Raw genomic sequence first — 22,638 nt, 5'->3', positions numbered from 1 at the left:
TTCCTCATCGCGTCCTGGCGGACGTCTTATCGTTCGGCGGCGGCGCGGCCGTTGGGAACCAGCCCCAACCCCGCCCGCCTGGGCCGAACGTGGGGCCCTCCGGACTTGGACCATGTTCCGCTGAGTCGGTTGGCGGTTATCGCCGCTTCGTCGACCTCGATGCCAAGGCCAGGACGGTCGCCCAGCACCAGGCCGCCGTCCATGATCTGCTGGTCGACCGAGAGGCCTAGAGGGAAGTTGAAGTCCTGGATCTCGATGCCGACCATGTTGGGCACGGCCGCGGCCGCGTGGGCGACCGGATTGCAATCGTAGCCGACCGGCGAGACGGGCAGGTTATGGGCGTGAGCCGCCATGGCGACGCGATTGAAGTGGGTGATCCCCCAGACGCTGCCGGTCTGGACGACATCGACGGCCTTGGCCTCGAACAGCGGCGTGAACTGGTCGACGCCCGTCAGGTTCTCGCCGGTGGCCACGGCGGCCTTGATCGCGCGGCTGACGATGGCGTGGCCCTCGGCGTCCCAGCGGCGCAACGGCTCCTCGATCCAGGTGAGGTCGATGCGGGCCTCGACCTCGCTGGTCAGGCGCACGGCCTGCTTGCGGCTCCAACACTCGTTGACGTCCAGCATCAGGCCCGGACGGTCGGTGTTGCGGCGGAGGACCTCGGCGGCGATCTCCAGACGGTGGATGTCGCGCTCGACGTCGCGGCCGCCCTTGATCTTGGCGGCGGTGAAGCCGCGCTCGGCCCATTGCTTGTAATGGGCCTCGAAGGCCTCGTCGGTAAGGCCGTAGCACAGGCCCGAGGCGTAGCCGGGCACGAAGCGGTCGCGGGCGCCCAGGGTGCGCCACAGTGGCTCGCCGGCCATCTTGGCCTTCAGGTCCCACAGCGCCATGTCCACGGCGGCGATCGCGCCATAGGTCGCGCCGGCGTGGCCGCTCTTGAAGACGTAGGACAGCATGCGGTCGTACAGGGCCGAGACGGCGCGGGGATCCTCACCCTCTACGGCGGGGAAGACGCGGGCGATGTCGGCGTGCTGGCCCAGGCCGACGCCGGTCAAGCCGCCGTCGGTCTCCAGCAGCAGGATCGGCACCTCGGTGACGCCGGCTTCGACCACGCCGTTGACGTCGCCCACTGGGCGGCCCCAATCGTGGACGGTGGTCAGGCTACGATAGCCGGTAATCCGCATGGGTCGGTCTTTTACTCATGATGTGGGACCTGCGCCCCTTGTCTCAGGTAATATGTATGACGAATTTTCCGTTGGCAAGCCTTCCACTGGAAGGGCGGCGAGGGATTTGCGCCTGACCTGCCGCCGTTCGAATCTCGTATTGTGATACGATGCGAGCGTCGGATAGAACGTTCGTTCAACGAGATCGAGCAACTGAAATGACCGTTTCGACGAGCGCCCCGGGCGCGAGAGCCGCGCGTCGCCCCCGTCTGGCGGCGGCCGTGGTCGAGGATCTGGTCAACGCGATCGTCACCGAGATCTATCCGTCCGGCTCGGCCCTGCCGCCTGAAAACGTGCTGTGCGACATCTACCAGGTCAGCCGCACCGTGGTGCGCGAGGCCACGACCGCCCTGACCGAGAAGGGTCTGGTCGTCTCGCAGCAGGGGCGCGGCACCATCATCCAGGACCCGTCGTCCTGGAACCTGCTGGACCCGATGATTCTCAGCGCCCTGTTCCGGCGCGAGGACGGCCTCAGCTATCTGGACAATCTGTCGGAGATCCGCGCCTCGCTGGAAGCCAGCATGGCCGCCAAGGCCGCACGCAACATCACGCCCGAGGCCGCTGCACAACTGGGCCGGCAGATGGAAAAGCTGGAGGGACTGATCTCCACGCCTGCCGGCTATGTGCATGAGGATGTGAATTTCCACGACATCATCATGCGCCTGTCAGGCGATCGTCTCAGCAAGGCGATCATCGACAGCATCCAGAGCAAGGCCGTGAAGACCTACGGCTACAGCGGTCGGCTGAACGTCGAGCATGTGCAGGCCACCCATGAGGCGCACAAGCGGGTCTATAAGGCCATCGTCGCCGGCGACGCCGACAGCGCCGCCAAGGCCATGCGCGAGCATATCGAGACGTCTTGGCGCAAACGCCGGCCCACGAGCTAAGCCACGGGTCAGCTGGACAATATGGGTTGGGTCCTGGCGCCGCATGGCTCTATGCGCGTTGTGGTTTCGCTCCACCCTGTAAGAGGCTTGCCCCGTGCTGCTTGACGCCCCGCCGCCGGTCTCCGCCGTCATCGTCGAGGCGCCGGCCTTGCCGCCGTTGCTGGGGCAGGACGCCTTTTCGACCGCGCGATACGACTCCAGAGCCTTGTCCGCTTCGCCGCGTCTTGATCAGGCGCTAGGCGCGACACCGGGCGTCTCACTGTTCCGACGCACGGGCAGCGATGCTGCAAATCCAACCATTCAGGGCTTGTCATTGCGCGGAATTGCACCTTCGGGTGCGGGTAGGGCCTTGGTAACCTTGGACGGGGCGCCGCAGAACGACCCCTTCGGCGGTTGGGTGATCTGGAGCGCGCTTCCGGCCGAGAGCTTGTCGGGAGCGACGATCGTCCGGGGCGCTGGGGCCGGAGCCTACGGCGCAGGCGCGCTGACCGGCGTGGTCGCTTTGCGTGAACGTTCGACCGGCGGCGGGCTGTCCGGCCTAACGCTGCAGGGCGGCCAGCGCGATAGCTGGCGCGGAGCGGCGGCCTTCGGGACCGAGCATCTACTGCTGACCGCCAGCGGTTCGCGCACGGATGGCTACTACCCGGTGCGCAACGGCCAGGCCGGCGCGGCCGACACGTCCACGACGCTGGAGGACGCCGCCATCGCCGCCCGCGTACAGGGCGATATTGGCGGGATAAAATGGGCCATGCGGGTTGGCGCGTTCCAGGAAAAGCGCGACGCGGGCCTGGTCGGCGCGCGCTCGAACGCCACCGGCGGCTCGTGGGCCCTGACCCTGGCCGGTGAGACCTGGCGACTGCAGGCCTGGGCGCGCAAGAGCGATCTGGAGAACACCTCGGCCGCGGTCGCCGCTGGACGCGTCGAGACGACGCCCGCCAACGACCAATATTCGACCCCGGCGCTCGGCTACGGTCTCAATGCGGCCTGGCAAGGTCAGTACGGTCCGGTGATGTGGGAGCTCGGCGCCGATGTACGGGCCGCCGAGGGTCGTGTGCGGGAGCGCTTCCGTTATCAGTCCGGCGCCTTCACGCGCAGCCGCGAGGCGGGCGGTCGCACGCTGGTTGGCGGCATCTATGCCGAAGCGGCCTATGCCAGCGCGGACTTCTCGATCGCGGGCGGGGCGCGTTTGGACGGTTGGCGTTCCTACGACGGCCTCCGGCGCGAACGCGATCTGCAGACCGGCGTCTCGACCCTGGACGCGCCGCCTGAGGGGGCCTCGGGAGCGACCCCGACGGCGCGGATCGGCCTGCGCAAGCGGCTGGTCGGCGACACCTGGTGGCGGACGGCGGCCTACGCCGGGTTCCGGCCGCCGACGCTGAACGAGCTGCATCGCCCTTTCCGGGTCGGCAACGATGTCACTGAGGCCAACGCTGCTCTCAAGCCTGAAACCCTGTACGGCCTCGAAGCCGGCCTGGCGGGCGAGGGGGCGGTGCGATGGAACCTGAGCGCCTTCCACAACCGGATCGAGGATCCGATCACCAACGTCACCCTTGGCATCGGGCCGGGAACCTTCCCGGTGGCGGGCTTCATCCCGGCCGGCGGCGTGCTGCGCCAGCGGCGCAATGTCGGAGCGATCAAGGCCTATGGCCTGGAAGGCGACGTCGCCGCCGACCTGACGTCCAACTGGACGGTGCGGGCGGCGTTCTCGGCAACGCGAGCCCGCGTCAATGGCGGCGACGAGGCCGGCCAGCTGACCGGCAAGCGCCCCGCCCAGGCGCCGGCCTTGACGGTGACGGCTGGAACGATGTTGCGCCCCATCGACCGCCTGACGCTAGACGCCGACCTACGGTACGAGAGCCGTCGCTTCGAGGACGACCTGAACCTGCGCAGCCTGAAGGCCGGCGCCAGCCTGGATCTGAGGGCCGGCTGGGCGCTAACCCCGGCCAGTGAGGTCTTCGTGCTGGCCGAGAACGCCCTCAACGTCGACCTGGCGGTGGGGCAGACGGCGGACGGGATCACCAGCTACGCCGCGCCGCGCACGGTGCAGATCGGATTTTCTTTACGCCGCTGACCTTGCAATCGTTATGTTACAACATAACATAAGGCGCTCGTTGTAGCGTCTGGAGGCGTCGTGCCGTCATTTTTCCGAGCGTCGGATCGTCAATCGAACCCAGCCGCGACCGCCCTGGACGCCTCCGCCGTCGGTCTCTCCGCCTTATGTCTGGCCCACTGCCTGGCCCTGCCGGTCCTGGCGTTGGCCTTGCCAGCTCTAAGCGCCTGGGCGGACGCGGAATGGATTCATGTCGCCCTACTGCTGGTCGCCGTGCCGATCGCGGCCATGGCGTTCATCGATCTGCGTTCGGGCCGTGCGCACTCATGGCCGATGCTGGGCGTGGCCGCCTTCGGCCTCGGCCTGATGCTGGCCGGCGCGCTGGAATTTCCCAATCATGACTGGGAGCGGCCGCTGACCCTGTTGGGCGGCCTGCTGCTGGCGGGCGCGCATATCGCCAACTGGCGGCGACGCCACGCCCGCTCGCACGCGGCTTAGAGCCTACTTCTCGACCGACAGGCGGAAGACCATGACGTTCCGGTAGGTCTGGCCCGGATCCAGGCGCACCGGGGCGAACTGCGGCTTGTTGGGGGTGTCGGGGAAGTGCTGCGGCTCCAGAGCGATGCCGTCGCCCTGACGATAGATCTTGCCGCTCTTGCCCGTCCACGTGCCATCGATGAAGTTGCCGGCGTAGAACTGCAGGCCGGGCTCGGCCGACAGAATCTCCAGCACGCGGCCGCTCTTCGGATCGGAGAGGCGCGCGGCCAGACGTATCGCGCCGCCGGACTTGCCGTTCAGGGCGTAGTTGTGGTCGTAGCCGCGGCCGATGACCATCTGCGGATCGCGGCCGTCCCGGATGCGCGTTCCGACCATCGTTGGCTTGCGGAAGTCGAAAGCTGTGCCGGCCACCGGTGTCGTCTCTCCGGTCGGGATCAGCTCGGCGTCGACTGGCGAATAGCCATCGGCGGGAATGGTCAGGACGTTGCCCATTGCTCCTTCCGCGGCCCCTTCGCCGGCCATGTTGAAGAGGGCGTGGTTGCTGATGTTGACGATGGTCGGCTTGTCGGTCGTGGCGCCGTAGGTGACCGTCAGCTGGTTCTGCTCGTCCAGAGCATAGGTCGCCGTCGTGGTCAGGGTTCCGGGATAGCCCTCGTCGCCATCAGGGCTGACATAGCCCAGGGTGACCGAGGCGACCGGACCGCTCTTGGTGTCCAGCACCTTCCAGACGACCTTGTCGAAGCCCTTCGCGCCGCCGTGCAGGGCCGCCACGCCATTGTTGTTTAGCGCCAGCTGGTAGGTCTTGCCGTCCAGCGTGAAGCGGCCCTTGCCGATGCGGTTGGCGACGCGGCCGACCGTGGCCCCGAAATAGCTGGCGGTCTTGGCGTAGGTCTCGGCGTCGGCGAAGCCCAGGGCGATGTCTGCGCTCTTGCCGTCACGGCCCGGCGCGACCAAGGCCTGCAGGGTCGCCCCGTAGGTGATCACAGTGGCGCTGACGCCCTTGCCGTTGGTCAGGGTGAAGGCTTCGACGGCCTCGCCGGAGGGAAGCTTGCCGAAGGGCTTTCGCGCCAGTTCGGCGGCGTGGGTCGAGGTCGCCGCCACGACGAGCGCGCCGCCCAGGGCCAGGGTTCGCAGTTTCATGTTTCCTCTCCCGTTTTTCTTGTCTGGTGCGGCGGCGCTATTCGATGAACGGCGGTGCGGAGACCCGCTCGCTGAGCAGGAAGGCGTCCGCAACGTGGCGCAGAGGGCTGACATCCACGTCGCTGGAGCCGTCGGCGATCAGACGGGCGAACTCGGTGTAGAGCCCCGGATACTCGCGGTCCGGACCCTCATAGACCAGGTGGTCGTTGATCCAGAGCCTGGCGCCGCCATGGGTCAGTTTCAGTGCGCCGTCGTCGGTGTCGACCTCGATGTCCCAGCTCTGCGGGCCCGTCTGCAGGAAGTCGAACTCGGCGCGGATCGGGGCGCCGGCGGCGTCGGTGAAGTCCAGTTCGGCTTGGACCGGGGCCTGCAGGTTGCTGGGCGTGTGCAGCACGCCGCGCGCCAGGAAGAACGGACGCGGCAGGATGGCCGTGACGATCGACAGGGCGTTGATCCCGGGATCGAACACGCCCAAGCCGCCAGCCTCCCAGATCCAGGTCTGCCCCGGATGCCAGACGCGAACGTCCTCTTTCCAGCAGATCCGCACGGCCTTGACGGCGCGATCGGCCAGCCATTGACGGGCGGGCTGCACGCCGGCGGCGCAGCGTGAATGCCAGGTGGTCTGTAGGGTCAGGCTGCGCGCGGCGGCGACCTGGCGCAGGTCCTCGACCTCGCTGAGCGTCGCGCCGGGCGGCTTTTCCAGCATCACGTGCTTGCCGGCGGCCAGAGCTTGATGGGCCAGGGCGTGGCGCGGCTGGGGCGGGGTGCACAGCGCGACAGCGTCGACCGTTACGTCGCTGGCCAGCAATTCGGCCAGGGTCGCGAAATGCGGCGCGCCGTCGACGCCCGACGAGCGGCTGACCACGGCGGCCAAGGTAAAGCGCTTGTCGCCAGCGATTGCTGGCAGGTGCTGATCGCGGGCGATCTTGCCCAGCCCGACCAGAGCGAGACGGATGGGCGTCACAGCGACTTCACCGTCACCGGTCGTTCCTGCGCCTGAGTCAGCGGATTGCTGACGGGATAGCTGAACGGCGCGGCCTCGATCTCGAACACGTCGCCGACCTGGGTCTGGAAGCCCTCGGAAAAGGAAAGCGTGGCGGTGCCGAAGAAGTGGACGTGAACGTCGCCGGGGCGGCGAAACAGGTCGTACTTGAAGTGATGTCGCTCGAGGTTGGCGATGGTGTGGGACATGTTCGCCTCGCCAGACAGAAACGGCTTTTCCCAGACCGTCTGACCGTCGCGGACGATGCGGCTGGTCCCGCGTACGTCGTCGGGCAGCGGACCGGCCAGCAGTTCCGGACCGAGGGCCGCCTGGCGAAGCTTGGAGTGGGCCAGCCACAGATAGTTGCCGCGCTCGATCACGTGGTCGGAGAACTCGTTGCCCAGGCAGAAGCCCAGGCGGTGCGGTGTCCCGTCGGGGCCGATGACGTAGACGCCAGCGATTTCGGGCTCCTCGCCGCCGTCCTTGGCGAAGCTGGGCGAGGCGAGGGGCTGGCCGGGCGCGACCAACTGGCTGCCGTCGCCCTTGTAGAACCATTCGGGCTGCACGCCTTCCTGGCCGGCGGCGGGCTTGCCGCCTTCGACGCCCATCAGGAACATCCGCATGGAGTCGGTCAGTTGCTCTCCGGCCCCGTCCTTCTGGGCGAGAGCGGCCTTGTGCATCTTGTCCCGGCCCTCGGCCGAGCCGAGGTGGGTCAGGCCCGTGCCGGTCATCTGCAGGTGGGCGGGATCGGGATGGTCGATCGGAGCAAGCACGCGGCCGTCGGCCAGAGCGGCGGCGATGTCGATTTCGTCGCCCAGCGTGGCGGCCTGGGCGAGCGTGACGCCGTCGGCGATCGCCGCCTGAGCCAGCGCGTAGAGCGTGTCCGCTGTCTGCACGACGCGGGCGCGGCCCTGGTCATCGACTGCCGCCAGCCGTCGCGACCCGCCTTCGGTCAACTGCACGAAACAAAACGCCATGGCAGATCTCCTACCCTAGAATAGTCCGACAAATATCGCGCCGAGGCGTCCTGTCAAATGGCGGGCTTGGTCAAGCTTAGCGACGCGGCAGGAATTCTTTTCTGCATCATGGGTTTGCGATGTGACGTGAATTTGCCTGTTCTCCGACAATTGATCTCGCTAGGGTCCGGCGGATCAGTGTCGTGGGTGGAGCGAGCAGCGCGTGTCGAAGGCCAAGGAAGCGGACGGCGGCGGGGCCGCCTCGAGGCGCATCCACGGTTCCATCGCGCGCAAGTTGGGGGTGGCCATCGTTTCGGGCCAGCATCAGCCTGGCGACGTGCTGACCAACGAGATCGACGCCAGCGAGCAGCTGCAGGTCTCGCGCAGCGTCTATCGCGAGGCTATCCGCATTTTGGCCGCCAAGGGGCTGGTCGAGAGCCGCCCCAAGACCGGCACCCGCGTCAGCGCCCGGAACCGCTGGCAACTGCTGGATCCCGACGTCTTGGCCTGGTTCTTCGAATCAGAGCCCAGCGAGGATTTCCTGCGCGAGCTCTACGAGTTGCGGATGATCGTCGAGCCGGCCGCCGCCGCCTTGGCGGCCCAGCGCCGCGACGACGCCCAGCTGGAACGGATGCGGGCTGCGTTGGTGGTCATGCAGCATGCGACGCTGGCCAGCGAGGCTGGCCGCGCCGCCGACCGTGACTTCCACGACACCGTGCTGGAAGCGACTAGCAACGCCCCGCTGTTCACGCTGAGCAGCAGCATCGGGGCCGCAGTGCGCTGGACGACCATCTTCAAACAACGCCACAGCGAGCTGGCCCGCGATCCGATGCCCGATCACTGGAAGGTCTTCGACGCCATCGCCGCCGGGCGGCCTGATCAGGCCCGCGAGGCGATGGAGCGGTTGGTGACCCTGGCGCTGGAGGACACCCGCGCGTCGATTGACGCTCCGGAAGACCGGGTATAGTCAGACAAATGACTGACGACGCGGCGGGCCGGGCTGCGGACGAGACGCCGCATCCGAGCCTGTTCGCGCGCACTGCTCCTTCCCGAGGATCGCCATGAGCGCCGCCCCCGTTCCGCCTCGCGCCCTTCGCTCGCGCGCCTGGTTCGACAACCCTGACAACATCGACATGACGGCGCTGTATCTCGAGCGCTATCTGAACTTCGGCCTGACGCTGGAGGAACTTCAGTCGGGTCGGCCTATCATCGGCATCGCCCAGACCGGCTCGGACCTGTCGCCCTGCAACCGCCATCACCTGGTGCTGGCCGAGCGCGTCCGTGAAGGCATCCGCAGCGCCGGCGGCATCGTGCTTGAATTCCCGGTTCACCCGATCCAGGAGACCGGCAAGCGGCCGACGGCGGGCCTTGACCGTAATCTCTCGTATCTGGGCCTGGTTGAGCTGCTGTACGGCTATCCGCTGGACGGCGTGGTGCTGACCATCGGCTGCGACAAGACCACGCCGGCCTGCCTGATGGCGGCGGCGACGGTGAACATCCCGGCCATCGCGCTGTCTGTCGGTCCGATGCTGAATGGCTGGCACAAGGGCCAGCGCACCGGTTCGGGCACCATCGTCTGGAAGGCCCGCGAGCTGCTGGCGGCCGGCGAGATCGACAAGGCCGGTTTCATCAAGCTGGTGGCAAGTTCAGCGCCCTCGACGGGCTACTGCAACACGATGGGCACGGCCACGACCATGAATTCGCTGACCGAGGCCCTGGGGATGTCGCTGCCCGGCTCGGCGGCGATCCCGGCGCCGTACCGCGACCGCCAGGAGAACGCCTATCGCACCGGCCTGCGCATCGTCGACATGGTGCATGAGGACCTCAAGCCCTCCGACATCCTGACGCGCGACTCGTTCCTGAACGCCGTCGTGGTCAACTCGGCGATCGGCGGCTCGACCAACGCTCCGATCCACCTGAACGCCCTGGCGCGCCATGTCGGCGTCGAGCTCAGTATCGACGACTGGCAGCAGACCGGCGAGGAGGTGCCGCTGCTGGTCAACCTGCAGCCCGCCGGGGAATATCTGGGCGAGGACTACTACCGGGCCGGCGGTGTGCCGGCGGTGTTTGGCCAACTGATCGAGCAGGGCCTGATCCGCGAGGGCGCGGCTTGCGTCTCGGGCCAGACCATCGGCGAGCAGTATCGCGGCGCGCAGATCGAGGACGAGGACGTGATCCGCCCGTTCTCGCGGCCGCTGGTCGAGCGGGCCGGCTTCGTGGTCATGCGTGGCAACCTGTTCAACTCGGCGATCATGAAGACCAGCGTGATCAGCCAGGAATTCCGCGACCGCTATCTGTCCAACGCAGACGACCCCGACGCCTTCGAGGGGGACGCGATCGTGTTCGATGGCCCCGAGGACTATCACCACCGGATCGACGATCCGTCGGTGGGGATCACCGCCAACTCGATCCTGTTCATGCGCGGCGCTGGCCCGGTCGGCTATCCGGGCGCGGCCGAGGTGGTGAACATGCGCGCGCCGGACTATCTGATCCGCCAGGGCGTGACCCAGCTGCCGTGCATCGGCGACGGCCGCCAGTCGGGCACCTCGGGTTCGCCCTCGATCCTCAACGCCTCGCCAGAAGCGGCGGCGGGCGGCGGTCTGGCGTTGCTGAAAAGCGGCGATCGGGTTCGCTTCGACCTGCGCAAGTCAAGGGTCGACGTGCTGATCTCGGCCTCGGAATCCGTCGAGCGGCGCAAAGCGCTGGAGGCGGCCGGCGGCTTTGCCTATCCGGAAAGCCAGACGCCCTGGCAAGAGATGCAGCGCGCCGTCGTGGGGCAAATGGAGACCGGCGCCGTGCTGGAGCCGGCCGTGAAGTACCAGCGCATCGCCCAGACCAAGGGCTTGCCGCGCGACAACCACTGAGGCTGGCTAGACCTCGCCGCCGATCCGTTCGATCTCGGCGGCCAGGGCCGGCACGTCCAGCACATGCAAGGTGCGGCCGGTCTGGCGGACGATGTTCAGGCCGGCCAGACGGTTCAGCTCTCGGGTCACCGGCTCGCGCTGACTGCCCAGCAGGGCGGCCAGTTCGGCATGGGTGGGGCAGGGGGTGATTACGGCCGTCAGGCCGTCCCCGCCGGCCGCGGTAGCCATGCGCAGAAGTTCGATGTCGACCCGGCAGGCGACCGAGACGGCGGTCAGCTCGAACAAACGATCGGTCAGCGACCGCGTCAGGCCCGCCATGTCCTCAAGCATCGCCCGCATGAAGTTCGGCGACATCTCGAACAGGCGGCGGACCAGGCCCTGCGGCAGGCGGGCGATCCGCACGTCCTCGACTGCGACGATGTTGGCCGAACGCGGCTGGCCGTCGATCGCCGCGATTTCTCCGAAATAGCCGCCCGGCGAGATCCGACGATAACCGACCTCACGTCCCGACTTGGCGTACTGGTTGGCCAGCAGCACGCCCTCCAGCAAGAGGTAGATTCCGCCATCCTGATCGTGCCGCTGCAGGATCATCTCGCCCTTGCCGTAGCGCAGGATCTCGATCGATGACGACAGCGCCTCGACTTCCTGCCCAGTCATGTGGCGAAAGAGTTTGTTGGCGCGAAAGTCTTTGGCGGCGGCGTCTGTTGGCATATGGCTCATGGTTGAGGGAGCGATGAGGGAATCGCGGTCATCACGTACGCTCCTGCTGTCGGTCTGGGGCCATGATCGTTTGGGGGCGGGATGGATAGTCGGCAGCAATACAAGGCCTTTATCAGCTATAGCCACAAAGACCGCAAAATTGCCGAGTGGCTGCATCGCGCTTTGGAGACCTATCGCGCGCCGCGCGCCCTGACGAAGGCGCGCGATGGCGCTTCGGCGGGCGCCTTGCGGCCCATCTTCCGCGACCGGGAGGAGCTTAGCGCCTCGTCGAACCTGTCCGAAGTGATCCAGGACGCGCTGGACCGTTCAGAAGCCTTGATCGTGTTGTGCTCGCCGTTCTCGGCCGCCTCGCGATGGGTCGACCAGGAGGTGGCCCACGTCATCGAGAGAGGCGATGTCGCCCGGATCATCTGCCTGATCACGCCGGAGACGCCGGCGGACGCGACGCTCGACTCGGTGTTGCCAGGCGCCTTGCGCGCGGCGTTGCCCGAGGGGGTCGAGCCCTTGGCGGTGGATCTCCGTCCCAATGGCGACGGCCGCCGCCTGGCGCGCCTGAAAATCGCCGCGCGCCTGCTGGACGTGAGCCTGGACCAACTGGTGCAGCGCGACGCTCGTCGTCGCCTGCAGGTCATGACCGCCTTTACGGCGGCGGCCGTGGTGGTGTCGGTCGGCATGGGGGCGATGACGGTCCTGACCCTGCAGTCGCGGAAGGTCGCCCGCGCCCAGCGCGACGAGACCGAAGCGCTGGTGGCCTACATGCTGGGCGACCTGCGTGAACAGCTGGAGCCGGTTGGCCGACTGGACGTGCTGGACGGGGTCGGTGGCCGGGTGCTGGCCTACTACGCCAAGGCTAGCGAGGATCGGCTGGACGACAAGGCTCTGGCTCAGCGCGCCAAGGCCCAGACCCTGCTGGGGACGATCCGCGAGCAACGCTCGGACTGGAAGGGCGCCGAAGACGCTTTCGCCCAGGCCGCGGCGACCACCCATGCCCTGGTCCAGCGCGACCCCAATAACGGCGAGCGCATCTTCGATGAGGCTCAGAACGTCTTCTGGGTGGCCTACATGAAGCAACGCCGTGGCGATCCGGCCGCCGCCGAGCGGGGCTTCAAGCGCTATGAGGAGTTGGCGCGCCGGCTGGTGGCGCTTGATCCCAACCGCTCCGAGTGGCGGATCGAGGTCGCCTACGCCAACAGCAACCTGGGCACCCTGATGTTCAAGCAAGGGCGTCCGGCGGAGGCTCTCGCGGCGTTCCGCAAGGCTCTGGTCGTCCAGGAGGCCGAATTGGCGCGCGCGCCGGGCAACAACGCCCGGGTCAGCGACTCGGCCAATACGCGCGCTTGGGTCGCTGATAGTCTGCTGATGATGGGGCGTCCGAGCGAGGCCTATGTCGAGCGCGAGGCGGCCACCCGGCTGCTGGCTCGGGCGACGGCGGCTTCTCCCGGCGACAAGCGTCTGGCGGCCAAGAACGTCGCCAGCCTGTCGGCCTTGGCGCGGCTGGAGCTGGACCTGGGCCGCGAGGCTCAGGCGCGCACGCATGCCGCCTCAGCCTTGAAGGCGCTGTCGGAGCTGGCGGCGCTGGATCCGACGAACGCTCGCTGGCGCGAACACCTTCTGATCGCCCGCCTCGACACCGTCGATATCGAAGCATGGTCAGGCGCAACGGGCCTGGCCAAGGCGAAGGCTATTCACACAGAGGCGATCGCCGAGCTCGCCAAGATCCGCACCGGTCAGTCGGCCCAGGTCTGGCGTCCGGACCTGGACGGACGTTTGAAGCAGCAGGCGGTCGTGCTGGCTACGCTGGATGGCGACGCCAAACGCGCCCGGGATCTGGCTCAGGCGCTGCTGGGTGAAATCCATGCGGCGCCCAGTGCGCGCGAGGGCCGGCAGGACCTTTCGGCGCAGGAGGGGTTCGCCAATCTGGAGGCTGGACGCCCAGACGCCGCCATCGCGCTCCTGGCGCCGAAGCGACAGGCGCTGCCCCCCGGAACGCTGGACAATCTGGCTCGCGCCTATGCCGCGACAGGTCGAATGGCCGAGGCTCGGGCGATCGTGATCGAGCTCCAGAAACATGGCTATGCGCACCCCGCATTTCTTGCGTTCTGGAAGGAGTCAGCCCTAGGTGGCGCTGTCAGTCGGGAGGCACTTTAAATGGCTACTATCACCACATCCGGTCCGTTGGACGAACCGGTTCCCTCGAAGGTCGTCTATGTCGTCGTCGGCATGGTGGACTACACGTTCATGAACGTAGTGGACCCGAAGAACCCGACGCGTCTCACCCTGGATCTGCAAGAACGCTGCGAACTCGTCTTCACCCTCAGCGACGACCTGATCAAGGCCGGCTGGACCTTCCAGGATCGTCCGATCACGATCGCCTTCGACTACGGCGTCAACTTCTCCAGCTACGTCTGGGTGCCGTATGGTCCGGAAGAGGCCAAGCCCGTGACCCACTCGCGCTTCAAGATCATCTACGAATGCAAGCGCATGGGCGTCTATGACTACAGCCTGCTGATGCGCGACAAGTTCGGCCAGAACATCGATCTGGACCCGGATGTCGACAACGGCGCGGGTCAGATTCCCTGATCAACTCGCTATTCGACGAGGACGAGATCGCCGCGCTGATCCGGCGCGGCGAGATCCTCGCGGCCTACGACATCGCCCATGCCGCGCTCGAGGCGGGCGAGACGGCGCCGCAGATCGCCTATGCGGCGGTGCTGTGCCTGGCGCGGGCCGGGGCGTTGGATTTTGCGAGAACCGAATACGTCCGCCTGGGGCTGGCGGCCGTTCGAGACCATGCCGACACCGTGGCGCTGGGCGCGCGGTTGCTGAAGGACGTGGCGCTGGGCGCCCGTGGGCAGAGGCGCGTTGCCTTCGCCAAGGCCTCACGCAAGGCCTATGAAGATCTCTATGACCGGTTCGGCGGCGTCTATGGCGCGATCAACGCCGCGACCATGACGCTGGTGGCCGGCGACCCGGTCGCGGCCGCAACCCGCGCCGCCGCCGCGCTGCAGATTCCCGAGCCGAAAGGCGTGACGGGCGAGGGGGCCTATTACGCGTTGGCCAGCCGCGCCGAGGCGCTTTTCCTGACTGGTGATCGCGATGCGGCGCGGTCGGCGATGTCGGCGGCCTTGGCCCTCGCGCCAAGGGCCTACGCAGCTCACGCTTCAACCCTGCGCCAGCTGGAGATGATCTGCCGTGAGGTCGCGGCGGATAGCGACTGGCTCGACCCGTTCCGGCCGCCGGTCTGCGCGCACTTCACAGGTCATATTCTGGCGCCGGGCGGGGCAGAGGCTCTGGACGGCGCGGATCTGCGCCATCGGGTCGACGGGCTGATCCGCGCGCAGCGGGTCGGTTTCGCCTACGGCGGTCTGGCGGCGGGAGGTGACATCGTCTTCGCCGAGGCGGTGCTGAACGCGGGTGCGGAGCTCCACGTCGTGCTGCCGGTCGGCCTGGCCTCTTTCGTGGAGGTGTCGGTGGCCCCCTTCGGCGGCGACTGGGTCGAACGCTTCGAACATTGCCTCGATCGGGCGGCTTCGATCCGCTACGCCGCGCAGGACCCCTATCGAGGCGACGAGCAGGTTTTCGCCTATTCCAGTCAGTTCGCCATGGGTTGCGCCGTGCTGCGCGCCCAGACCCTGTCCACCGAGGCGATCCAGTTGGCGATCTGGGATGGTCATCCGACCGCCGGGCCGGCTGGCGTGTCCTCGGATCTGGCCTATTGGGCGCTGGGCGGCCGTCGACGCGCGACTATCGATGTGGATCGCCCGCCGCCCGCGCCCCGCGCTCTCATGGCCGATGGGAGCGGCGGGCAGCGGGCGATGAAGGCGATGCTGTTCGCCGATGTCCAGGGGTTTGGGACGCTCCGCGACGACCAGATCCCCGCCTTCATCGAGGGCGTGATGGGACGGATCGCCGACGCGGTTGGCGCCCTCGACGCGCGCCCCATCCACGTCGAGACCTGGGGCGATGGTGTCTTTCTGGTCTTCGATCAGCCGATCGACGCCGCCCTTGCGGCGCTGGCGCTGCTGGAGGCGCATCGAGGGTTGGATCTCGGCGCGCTGGGCCTGCCGCGCGGCCTGGGTCTGCGGATAGGCGGTCACTACGGTCCGGTCCACCTGCGCACCAATCCTCTGACCAAGGCGCCGGCGGTGATCGGCGCCCATGTGGTCGTCGCCGCGCGGATCGAGCCAGACGCCGCCCCCGGTTCGGCCTATGTCAGCGAGGCTCTGGCGGGGGCGCTGGCCACCTTCCACGGCGATGTCGTGCGCTGCGGCTATGTCGGTCGAACCCAGGGGCGGAAGGGCTTTCCCGCCACCCCGATCTTCAGTCTCGCGCGAGCGCACTGAACGCGGCAGGCGATTTTCGCCGCCACAAGAAATCGCAATTTTTTCGGATGTGCAGATCCTCACATCCAAGGTCCAGCTTCAGAGAACATGGTCTCGCTGTCGACCGCGACGCTCGGGACCCCATCACTGTTGTCCAGATCGTCGCCGGCCGCGTGAACCGACTGGGACCCGGTCTCCGCCGACCGGGTCCTCCTTTTCGATCTCTGCGCCCGGCGATCCGGGCTGAACAGGAGCCGCGCCGTGCCCTTCGACCAGATCACCGACGCCACGCCCGCCCCGGAAGTCGGCAACGCCTTCCTGCGCCACGCCCTGCGCGTCTGGGCGCGTGAGCACGGCGTCATCGAGAACAACCTGCCCAACCTCGTGGGAGAGGTTCTGGACTTCGCCAAGTCTTCGCTGGAGAGCGAGCGTCTTCGGTCGGGTTTCAACGCCTAGTTTTCAGAGGTCCAAGACGGTGTCGCCCCGGTGGGGTTTCAGGGGACGGCATGTCGACAGGCTCTCCGCGAGGGAGCTTGCCGTCTAGGGCCCGGACGTCGCGTCCGGGCCCGTAAAGGGCGGGTTTTCTAGAGTTTCAGGGGGAGTGAACATCATGTCGTACGGTCTGGTCGCCTTGCTGGCGGCGACGATCCTGTCGATTACCCTGGCCGCGATCATCGCGCGGCTGTCCTTGCGTCTGCGCGCGGTCGAGGATCGTCTCGACGACGCCGAGCGTCAGGTGATCGACGCTGCTGCGGAACGCGATCAGGTCCAGGCCGAACTGGCTCAGAGCCGCGAACGCCTCGCCGAAGCACGCGCCGCCGCCGGTCGGGCTCAGGCTGCGGCCGAGCGCGAGCTGCGCATGGGGGCGCTGCTGGAGGAAGACCGCCGCTTCGCCGAAGGCCGTTTTGACGGCTTCAACCGCTCGCTCGGCGGGCGCTGATCATCCCTTCACGGGGTCCAGCTCCGGATAGTCGCGAAAGATGTCGTCGGTGCTGAACGCCAGGCGACGCGGTGAAGCCAGATAGGCCTGGATGCGCGGCCGGACGGCGACGGCGTCGCGCACCGCCACGACGCGTTCCAGGCGAGGTTCCAGCCGCTTCATTGTGTGTGGGAACGCGTAGCGCAGACCCTCCACGGCCTGGAACAGCGACAAGTCGGCATAGGTCATAGCCGCGCCAGTCAGCCAGCCGCCTTCGGGCGCGCGGCTGAGGATCGTTTCGAACCAACTGAGGAACTTGCCGATGCGCTGCTCGCGGAACTCGACCGCGCGCCTGGCGGCCTCGGACTTCTGGTCCTCGTAATAGAGGCCCATGCCGACGGGGTGATGCACATCGTGCGCCTCGGCCACCAAGTCGGCGATCGTCAGCTGCATCTGGTTGACCCAAAGCCGCCCGGCCTCGTCCGACGGCGACAGGCCCAGCTTTGGACCCAGGTGCAGCAGGATATTGGCCGTCTGGCCGATCACCCGCTCGCCATCGACCAGGAAGGGCGGCGCGAAGCTGGGGTGCGGTCCGGCATGGAGCCTGTCCATCAGGACGTTCTCGCCGTCGTCCTGTCGGGCCACGTCGACATAGGTCGCGCCCGCGTCCTCCAGGGCCAGCCGGACAAATTCGCCGCGCCCCTGGATGGTCGGCCAGTAATGCAGTTCGTAGGTCATGCGGTGAGAACCGCCCAAGGCGGGGAAAGATGCGCCGGAAACGCTTTGAAGCGGAGCAACCTAGGCCGTCCGGCGTTGTCTCGCTGTCTCCTGGTTTGGAAGCGTCATGACAGAAGCGCAGCGTTCGAGCCGTCCGGTCTATGTCGTCGACGGCGCGCGGACGCCGTTCCTCAAAGCGCGGGGCGGGCCAGGCCCGTTCACGCCGGTTGACCTGGCGGTGCAGTGTGGCCGGCCATTGCTGCTGCGCCAGCCCTTCGCACCCGACGCCTTCGACCAGGTCATCCTGGGCTGCGTCAACGTCATCGCCGACGAGCAGAACCCCGCCCGCGTCGCCGCTCTGCGCCTGGGTTGCGGGCCGGAGATGACCGCTTTTACCGTGGCCATCAACTGCGGGTCGGGCATGCAGTCGATCGACACGGCCTTCCGCTACATTCGCGAGGGCTCGTCCGACCTGATCCTGGCCGGCGGGGCCGAGGCCCTGAGCCATGCGCCGTTGGTCCTTAAGCCATCCGCCGTCGAATGGCTGTCCAGTCTGCAAGGGGCCAAAGCCCCGATCGACAAGGTCAAGGCCATGGCGGGCTTTCGGCCCGACATGCTGGCCCCGGTCGTTGGACTTGAGCGCGGTCTGACCGACCCGATCACCAATCTGGGCATGGGCCAGACCGCCGAGGTGCTGGCCCACTATTTCGACATCAGCAGAGAGGCCGCGGACGCCTATGCCGCCGAGAGCCATCATCGGCTGGCCAAGGCCCAGAGCTCCGGCTGGCTGGACGGCGAGGTCGAGCCGGCCTTCGCCTCAGACGGCAAGGTCCACGCTCAGGACGACGGGGTAAGGCCCGACAGCTCGACTGAGAAGCTCTCGACCCTGAAACCGGCCTTCGAGCGGCCGTTCGGCAAGGTGACGCCGGGCAACAGCTCGCAGATTACCGACGGCGCGTCCTCGGTGATCCTGGCTTCGGAAGACGCTGTGCGAAAGCACGGCCTGACGCCTCGCGCCGTCATCGTCGACAGCGAATGGGCGGCGCTGGACCCTTCGATCATGGGCCTGGGACCGGTGCTGGCCTCGACGCCCTTGATGCAGCGCGCCGGTCTCTCCCTGCAGGACATCGAGCTGTGGGAGCTGAACGAGGCCTTCGCCGCCCAGGTTCTGGCCTGCCTGGCCGCTTGGCAGGATGAGGCGTTCTGCCGTGAGGTGCTGGGTCTGCCCGGTGCGACTGGCGCGATCGACCGCAAGCGGCTGAACGTCGACGGCGGCGCGATCAGTCTTGGCCATCCGGTCGGCGCCAGCGGCAATCGCATCGTGCTGCATCTGATCAACGCTCTGGAACGCCTGGATCTCAAGCGCGGCATCGCCACCGAGTGCATCGGCGGCGGCCAGGGCGGCGCCATGTTGATCGAACGGGTTTGAGGAGATGGCCATGCAAGACCGTGCCCTGACCCTGCTTAAGCCGCGTGACCTGGATCTAGGCCCCACGCCGCTCACCGACCATGGCTATCGCCACTGGCGGACGTCGCGGGCCCCTGATGGCGTCGCCTGGGCCGTGCTGGACAAGGCGGGCGCCAGCGCCAACACCCTTGATGACGAGGTTCTGGGCGAGCTGGACCGCATTCTGGACGGCCTGGAGGCCGATCGCCCGACCGGTTTGGTCATTCGCTCGGCCAAGACCTCGGGTTTCATCGCCGGCGCAGATGTTGGCCAGTTCCGGGGCGCGACTGACGTCAACGAGGTCGAGCAGCGCATGGCTCGCGCCCATGCCATCGCCGACCGCCTGGAGAGCCAGGAATACCCGACCATTGCGGTCGTCCACGGCTACGCCCTGGGCGGCGGGCTGGAGGTGGCGCTGGCCTGCAAGATCCGCATCGCGGTCGACGGCGCCAAGTTCGGCTTTCCGGAGGTGCAGTTGGGCCTGCATCCGGGCCTGGGCGGCACGGCGCGCTTCACCCGGTTGATCGACCCGCTACAGGCGATGAGCTTCATGCTGACGGGCAAGACCATCCCGGCCCGAAAGGCCAAGGCCTTGGGCCTGGTCGACGCGATCGTGCCCGAGCGTCACGTTCGGGCGGCGATCCATGCGGCCATGCGGGGCGAGCTGCGCGGCGATGGGCAGAGCCTGATCGACAAGCTCAAGGACAGCGCCCCGGCCCGCAAGCTGGCCGCTGGCCGGATGCGCGAGGAGGCCAGGAAGCAGGCTCCGCCCGAGCACTATCCTGCCCCCAACGCCCTGATCGAATTGTGGGAGCGCCACGGCGGCGACTTTGAGGCCATGAAGGCGGCCGAGATTGGCTCCTTCGCCCGGCTGATGGTCTCGCAGACGGCCCAGAACCTGATCCGCGTGTTCTTCCTGCGTGAAAACCTGAAGGCTCTGTCAGGCGGGAAAGGCCAGATCCGCCGGGTCCACGTGATCGGGGCCGGGGCCATGGGCGGGGACATCGCCGCCTGGTGCGCCTGGAACGGGTTAAGCGTCACCCTGACCGACGTGAAGGCCGCGCCGATCGGTGGGGCGATCAAGCGTGCGGCGGAACTCTACAGCAAGATCTCCCATGATGACCGCCTGAAGGTGCGGGACGCTCTGGATCGCCTTGTCCCGGACTTACGCGGCGAGGGCGCGCGATCGGCCGACCTGATCATCGAGGCCGCGCCAGAGAAGGTCGAGCTCAAGAAGGGCCTCTACGCCCAGATCGAGCCGCAGATGAAGCCGGAGGCGATCCTGGCGACCAACACCTCGTCGATCCCGCTGGAAACCCTGCGCGAGGGCTTGCAACGGCCTGAGCGGCTGGTCGGCCTACACTTCTTCAATCCGGTCTCGCGGATGCAACTGGTCGAAGTGGTTCGCCACGACAGCCTGGATCCCGAGGTGGAGGCGGCCGCCCGGGCCTTCACCGGCGCCATCGATCGCCTGCCGGCTCCGGCGAAGAGCCGGCCGGGCTTCATCGTCAATCGCGCGCTGACGCCATACCTGATCGAGGCCATGGCCCTGCTGGATGAAGGCGTGGCCAAGGAGACCATCGACAAGGCCGCCGAGCAGTTCGGCATGCCGATGGGACCAATCGAGCTGGCCGACCAAGTCGGGCTGGATATTTGTCTGGCCGTGGCGGACATGCTCAAACGCGAGCTCGACTGGCCTATGCCCGACGCGCCTCAGTGGCTGCGCGACAAGGTCGAGCAAAAGACGCTGGGCAAGAAGACGGGCGAAGGGCTGTACGTCTGGAAGGGCGGCCATCCGATCAAGGCTCCCAATGCCGTCGAGCCCGATCCGGAGATGGCCGACCGCCTGATCCTGCCACTGGTCAACACCTGTGCGGCGATCCTGGGCGAGGGCGTCTCCGATGATCCAGATGTCATCGATGCAGCGATGATCTTCGGGGCCGGCTTCGCGCCGTTCCGCGGCGGGCCGCTGCACTATGCCCGCCAGCGCGGCGTGGCGCAGGTGAAGGCCAAGCTGGAGGATCTTGCCCGTAAGTACGGCGAACGCTTTCAGCCCTCGGAAGGCTGGTCCAAGCTGGAGGCATGACCGAGCGCTTCATCGATCCCGAACGGCTGGCCGACGCCATCATTCAGAAGGTGGGCCGCCGCATCGTGCTGGGCCTGCCGCTGGGGCTGGGTAAGGCCAACCACATCGTCAACGCCCTGTTCGCACGGGCCATGGCCGATCGCTCGATCCGCCTGCATGTCTTCACGGCCCTGACCCTGGAGCCGCCACGGCCCAAGTCGGACCTGGAGGCGCGGTTCCTGGGGCCTGTGATCGAGCGGACCCTGGGTGGCTATCCGGCCCTGGCCTATGCCGAGGTCCAGCGCCGCGACGCCCTGCCGGACAATATCGAGGTCGACGAGTTCTTCTTCCAGGCCGGTACGCGGCTTGGCGTCGAGAGCGCCCAACGCAGCTACATCTCTGCCAACTACACCCACGCGGCCGGCTATCTGCTGGAGCGCGGCGTCAATGTCGTGGCTCAGCTGGTGGCTCGTGAGGACGACCGCTACAGCCTGTCGTGCAACACCGACATCACCCTGGATCTGTTGGCGGCGCGCAAGGCAGGCAAGGCCGACTTCCTGCTGGTCGGGCAGGTCAACGACCAGCTGCCGTTCATGTCCGGCGATGGCGACCTTCCGCAAACGACCTTCAGCCACGTGCTGGAAGGCGAGGGCGTGCAGTTCCCGCTGTTCGCCCCGCCCAAGGAGCCGATCCCGGACACCCACTATGCCATTGGCCTGCATGCGGCAGGTCTGATCCCTGACGGCGGCACGATCCAGATGGGCATCGGTTCGATCAGCGACGCGGTCGCCCAGGGGCTTATCATTCGCCACCGCGAACCGGCCAGGTTTGGAGAGGCGTTGAAGGCCCTTTCGCCGGCCGGAGCGCCGCCAACGCACGGCGAGCGCTTCGAGACCGGGCTGTATGCGGCTACCGAGATGTTCGTCGACTGCCTGCTGGACCTCTGGAAGGCGGGTGTCCTGAAGCGTGAGGTTGGCGGCGTGGTGCTGCACGGCGGCTTCTTTCTGGGGCCGCAGGCCTTCTACCAGGCGCTACGGGACCTGCCGCGCGAGGACCGCGCCAAGTTCCAGATGCAGGCCATCTCGGCGATCAATGAGCTCTATGGCGACGAGGACGCCAAGCGCGCCGCCCGCGTCGACGCCCGGTTCATCAACACCGCCATGATGATGACCCTGCTGGGCGCGGCGGTGTCGGATGGCCTGGAAGACGGCCGGATCGTCAGCGGCGTCGGCGGTCAGTACAATTTCGTCGCCCAGGCCTTCGCGCTGGAAGGCGCGCGGTCGGTGATCACCCTGCCATCGGTGCGCGGCGCCGGACCCAAGGCGGCTTCGAATATCCTGTGGTCCTACGGCCACGGCACCATCCCGCGTCACCTGCGCGACATCGTCATAACCGAGTATGGCGTGGCCGATCTCCGTGGACGGACGGATCGCGACGTCATCGTCGCCTTGTTGCAGATCGCTGACAGTCGCTTCCAGGCGCAGCTCCTGGAGAAGGCCCAGCAATCAGGCAAGTTGGAGCGTGGCTATAGCCTGCCGGAAGCCTTCCAGCGCAACACGCCCGAGCGGGTGGCGGAAGCGCTCGCGCCGCTAAAGGCCGCCGGCCTGGCGCCGCTGTTGCCCTTCGGTTCGGATTTCGATGCGTTGGAAGAGCGTCTGCTGCCGGCTCTGGGGCGATTGAAGGCAGCGCAGGCCGAGCCGCGAAAGCTGGCAGGCCTTGTGCTCAAAGGCATGGGGCAGGGGGGCATAGAGCAGGCCGCCTTGAAGCGGCTTGGCCTGGACAGGCCCAGGAGTTTTCGCGACCGGCTGATCGCCCTGGCGGTTCGCGGAGCGCTGGCCGGGTAGGACC

Annotated in this window: 19 protein-coding genes; 13 read left to right on the top strand and 6 right to left on the bottom strand. The window is 67.5% G+C overall.

Annotated features, from left to right (window positions below):
- Positions 1 to 26: 26 nt before the first annotated feature.
- Complete coding sequence (locus tag E1H18_RS04760) at positions 27 to 1,184, bottom strand: mandelate racemase/muconate lactonizing enzyme family protein (RefSeq protein ID WP_172264220.1); 1,158 nt, start codon at positions 1,182 to 1,184, stop codon at positions 27 to 29.
- A gap of 197 nt (positions 1,185 to 1,381) precedes the next feature.
- Here E1H18_RS04760 and E1H18_RS04755 point away from each other — a divergent pair, with 197 nt between their 5' ends.
- The 3 genes from E1H18_RS04755 (at position 1,382) to E1H18_RS04745 (ending at position 4,658) form a co-directional block, all read left to right on the top strand.
- A complete protein-coding gene (locus E1H18_RS04755; RefSeq protein ID WP_172264218.1) occupies positions 1,382 to 2,110 on the top strand; it encodes a FadR/GntR family transcriptional regulator in 729 nt (242 codons plus the stop codon).
- A gap of 94 nt (positions 2,111 to 2,204) precedes the next feature.
- The gene (locus E1H18_RS04750) at positions 2,205 to 4,181 is read left to right on the top strand and encodes a TonB-dependent receptor plug domain-containing protein (RefSeq protein ID WP_172264216.1); all 1,977 of its coding nucleotides are present in this window, start codon (positions 2,205 to 2,207) and stop codon (positions 4,179 to 4,181) included.
- A 60-nt stretch (positions 4,182 to 4,241) separates the two neighbouring features.
- Positions 4,242 to 4,658 (top strand): MerC domain-containing protein, encoded by a 417-nt coding sequence (locus E1H18_RS04745; protein WP_172264214.1) that lies wholly within the window; start codon positions 4,242 to 4,244, stop codon positions 4,656 to 4,658.
- 3 nt (positions 4,659 to 4,661) lie between these two features.
- Here E1H18_RS04745 and E1H18_RS04740 read toward each other — a convergent pair whose 3' ends face one another.
- From E1H18_RS04740 to araD1, 3 genes are read right to left on the bottom strand one after another with little or no spacing between them, the layout of a single operon-like run.
- Positions 4,662 to 5,798 (bottom strand): aldose epimerase family protein, encoded by a 1,137-nt coding sequence (locus E1H18_RS04740; protein WP_172264212.1) that lies wholly within the window; start codon positions 5,796 to 5,798, stop codon positions 4,662 to 4,664.
- Positions 5,799 to 5,835: 37 nt separating this feature from the next.
- Entirely contained in the window at positions 5,836 to 6,762 is a 927-nt protein-coding gene (locus E1H18_RS04735; RefSeq protein WP_172264210.1) for a Gfo/Idh/MocA family oxidoreductase, read from the bottom strand.
- Positions 6,759 to 7,757, bottom strand: coding sequence for an AraD1 family protein (araD1, locus tag E1H18_RS04730; protein ID WP_172264208.1), 999 nt, complete (start codon positions 7,755 to 7,757; stop codon positions 6,759 to 6,761). Before araD1 ends, E1H18_RS04735 begins: the two co-directional genes overlap by 4 nt.
- 202 nt (positions 7,758 to 7,959) lie before the next feature.
- Here araD1 and E1H18_RS04725 point away from each other — a divergent pair, with 202 nt between their 5' ends.
- Positions 7,960 to 8,703 carry an FCD domain-containing protein gene (locus E1H18_RS04725; RefSeq protein WP_172264206.1) on the top strand — a complete coding sequence of 248 codons (744 nt, stop codon included), beginning with the start codon at positions 7,960 to 7,962 and terminating at the stop codon, positions 8,701 to 8,703.
- A 94-nt stretch (positions 8,704 to 8,797) separates the two neighbouring features.
- A complete protein-coding gene (locus E1H18_RS04720) occupies positions 8,798 to 10,600 on the top strand; it encodes an IlvD/Edd family dehydratase (protein ID WP_172264204.1) in 1,803 nt (600 codons plus the stop codon).
- Positions 10,601 to 10,606: 6 nt separating this feature from the next.
- Here E1H18_RS04720 and E1H18_RS04715 read toward each other — a convergent pair whose 3' ends face one another.
- Positions 10,607 to 11,257: a Crp/Fnr family transcriptional regulator gene (locus tag E1H18_RS04715; protein ID WP_370526424.1), complete on the bottom strand. Its 651-nt coding sequence runs from the start codon at positions 11,255 to 11,257 to the stop codon at positions 10,607 to 10,609.
- Between the two features lie 144 nt (positions 11,258 to 11,401).
- Here E1H18_RS04715 and E1H18_RS04710 point away from each other — a divergent pair, with 144 nt between their 5' ends.
- The 5 genes from E1H18_RS04710 to E1H18_RS04690 all read left to right on the top strand — a co-directional run bounded on the left by E1H18_RS04710 (position 11,402) and on the right by E1H18_RS04690 (position 16,582).
- Positions 11,402 to 13,468, top strand: a complete 2,067-nt coding sequence (locus tag E1H18_RS04710) for a toll/interleukin-1 receptor domain-containing protein (RefSeq protein WP_172264200.1) — start codon at positions 11,402 to 11,404, stop codon at positions 13,466 to 13,468.
- Positions 13,469 to 13,900 carry a hypothetical protein gene (locus E1H18_RS04705; RefSeq protein WP_241735893.1) on the top strand — a complete coding sequence of 144 codons (432 nt, stop codon included), beginning with the start codon at positions 13,469 to 13,471 and terminating at the stop codon, positions 13,898 to 13,900.
- A 71-nt stretch (positions 13,901 to 13,971) separates the two neighbouring features.
- Positions 13,972 to 15,663, top strand: coding sequence for an adenylate/guanylate cyclase domain-containing protein (locus E1H18_RS04700; protein WP_370526451.1), 1,692 nt, complete (start codon positions 13,972 to 13,974; stop codon positions 15,661 to 15,663).
- 240 nt (positions 15,664 to 15,903) lie between these two features.
- A complete protein-coding gene (locus E1H18_RS04695; protein ID WP_172264198.1) occupies positions 15,904 to 16,098 on the top strand; it encodes a hypothetical protein in 195 nt (64 codons plus the stop codon).
- A gap of 154 nt (positions 16,099 to 16,252) precedes the next feature.
- Complete coding sequence (locus tag E1H18_RS04690) at positions 16,253 to 16,582, top strand: hypothetical protein (RefSeq protein WP_172263910.1); 330 nt, start codon at positions 16,253 to 16,255, stop codon at positions 16,580 to 16,582.
- On the opposite strand, the gene E1H18_RS04685 is transcribed toward E1H18_RS04690, so the two are convergent.
- On the bottom strand, positions 16,583 to 17,299 hold the full coding sequence (locus tag E1H18_RS04685; RefSeq protein WP_172264196.1) for a glutathione S-transferase: 717 nt from the start codon (positions 17,297 to 17,299) through the stop codon (positions 16,583 to 16,585). It lies immediately after the preceding gene.
- A gap of 106 nt (positions 17,300 to 17,405) precedes the next feature.
- Between E1H18_RS04685 and E1H18_RS04680 the strand changes: the two genes are divergently transcribed.
- Genes E1H18_RS04680 through E1H18_RS04670 form a run of 3 tightly spaced genes read left to right on the top strand, consistent with a single transcriptional unit; the run spans position 17,406 to position 22,634 of the window.
- A complete protein-coding gene (locus E1H18_RS04680; RefSeq protein WP_172264194.1) occupies positions 17,406 to 18,707 on the top strand; it encodes an acetyl-CoA C-acetyltransferase in 1,302 nt (433 codons plus the stop codon).
- A gap of 10 nt (positions 18,708 to 18,717) precedes the next feature.
- Positions 18,718 to 20,811 (top strand): 3-hydroxyacyl-CoA dehydrogenase NAD-binding domain-containing protein, encoded by a 2,094-nt coding sequence (locus tag E1H18_RS04675; protein WP_172264192.1) that lies wholly within the window; start codon positions 18,718 to 18,720, stop codon positions 20,809 to 20,811.
- Positions 20,808 to 22,634 carry an acetyl-CoA hydrolase/transferase C-terminal domain-containing protein gene (locus E1H18_RS04670; RefSeq protein WP_172264190.1) on the top strand — a complete coding sequence of 609 codons (1,827 nt, stop codon included), beginning with the start codon at positions 20,808 to 20,810 and terminating at the stop codon, positions 22,632 to 22,634. Before E1H18_RS04675 ends, E1H18_RS04670 begins: the two co-directional genes overlap by 4 nt.
- The last annotated feature ends 4 nt before the right edge of the window (positions 22,635 to 22,638 follow it).

The sequence above is a fragment of the Caulobacter sp. RHG1 genome (assembly GCF_013181195.1).
Classification (GTDB): domain Bacteria; phylum Pseudomonadota; class Alphaproteobacteria; order Caulobacterales; family Caulobacteraceae; genus Caulobacter.
The sequence above is the reverse complement of the archived record's forward strand: the minus strand, read 5'-3'. Positions and strand labels throughout refer to the sequence as shown.

Bases quoted from the DNA above. Each gene is read 5' to 3' on its own strand.
- E1H18_RS04710 (WP_172264200.1), top strand. From the start codon at position 11,402: ATGGATAGTCGGCAGCAATACAAGGCCTTTATCAGCTATAGCCACAAA.
- E1H18_RS04675 (WP_172264192.1), top strand. From the start codon at position 18,718: ATGCAAGACCGTGCCCTGACCCTGCTTAAGCCGCGTGACCTGGATCTA.
- E1H18_RS04715 (WP_370526424.1), bottom strand. From the start codon at position 11,257: ATGACTGGGCAGGAAGTCGAGGCGCTGTCGTCATCGATCGAGATCCTG.
- araD1 (WP_172264208.1), bottom strand. From the start codon at position 7,757: ATGGCGTTTTGTTTCGTGCAGTTGACCGAAGGCGGGTCGCGACGGCTG.
- E1H18_RS04740 (WP_172264212.1), bottom strand. From the start codon at position 5,798: ATGAAACTGCGAACCCTGGCCCTGGGCGGCGCGCTCGTCGTGGCGGCG.
- E1H18_RS04760 (WP_172264220.1), bottom strand. From the start codon at position 1,184: ATGCGGATTACCGGCTATCGTAGCCTGACCACCGTCCACGATTGGGGC.
- E1H18_RS04755 (WP_172264218.1), top strand. From the start codon at position 1,382: ATGACCGTTTCGACGAGCGCCCCGGGCGCGAGAGCCGCGCGTCGCCCC.
- E1H18_RS04680 (WP_172264194.1), top strand. From the start codon at position 17,406: ATGACAGAAGCGCAGCGTTCGAGCCGTCCGGTCTATGTCGTCGACGGC.
- E1H18_RS04685 (WP_172264196.1), bottom strand. From the start codon at position 17,299: ATGACCTACGAACTGCATTACTGGCCGACCATCCAGGGGCGCGGCGAA.
- E1H18_RS04720 (WP_172264204.1), top strand. From the start codon at position 8,798: ATGAGCGCCGCCCCCGTTCCGCCTCGCGCCCTTCGCTCGCGCGCCTGG.
- E1H18_RS04670 (WP_172264190.1), top strand. From the start codon at position 20,808: ATGACCGAGCGCTTCATCGATCCCGAACGGCTGGCCGACGCCATCATT.
- E1H18_RS04705 (WP_241735893.1), top strand. From the start codon at position 13,469: ATGGCTACTATCACCACATCCGGTCCGTTGGACGAACCGGTTCCCTCG.
- E1H18_RS04690 (WP_172263910.1), top strand. From the start codon at position 16,253: ATGTCGTACGGTCTGGTCGCCTTGCTGGCGGCGACGATCCTGTCGATT.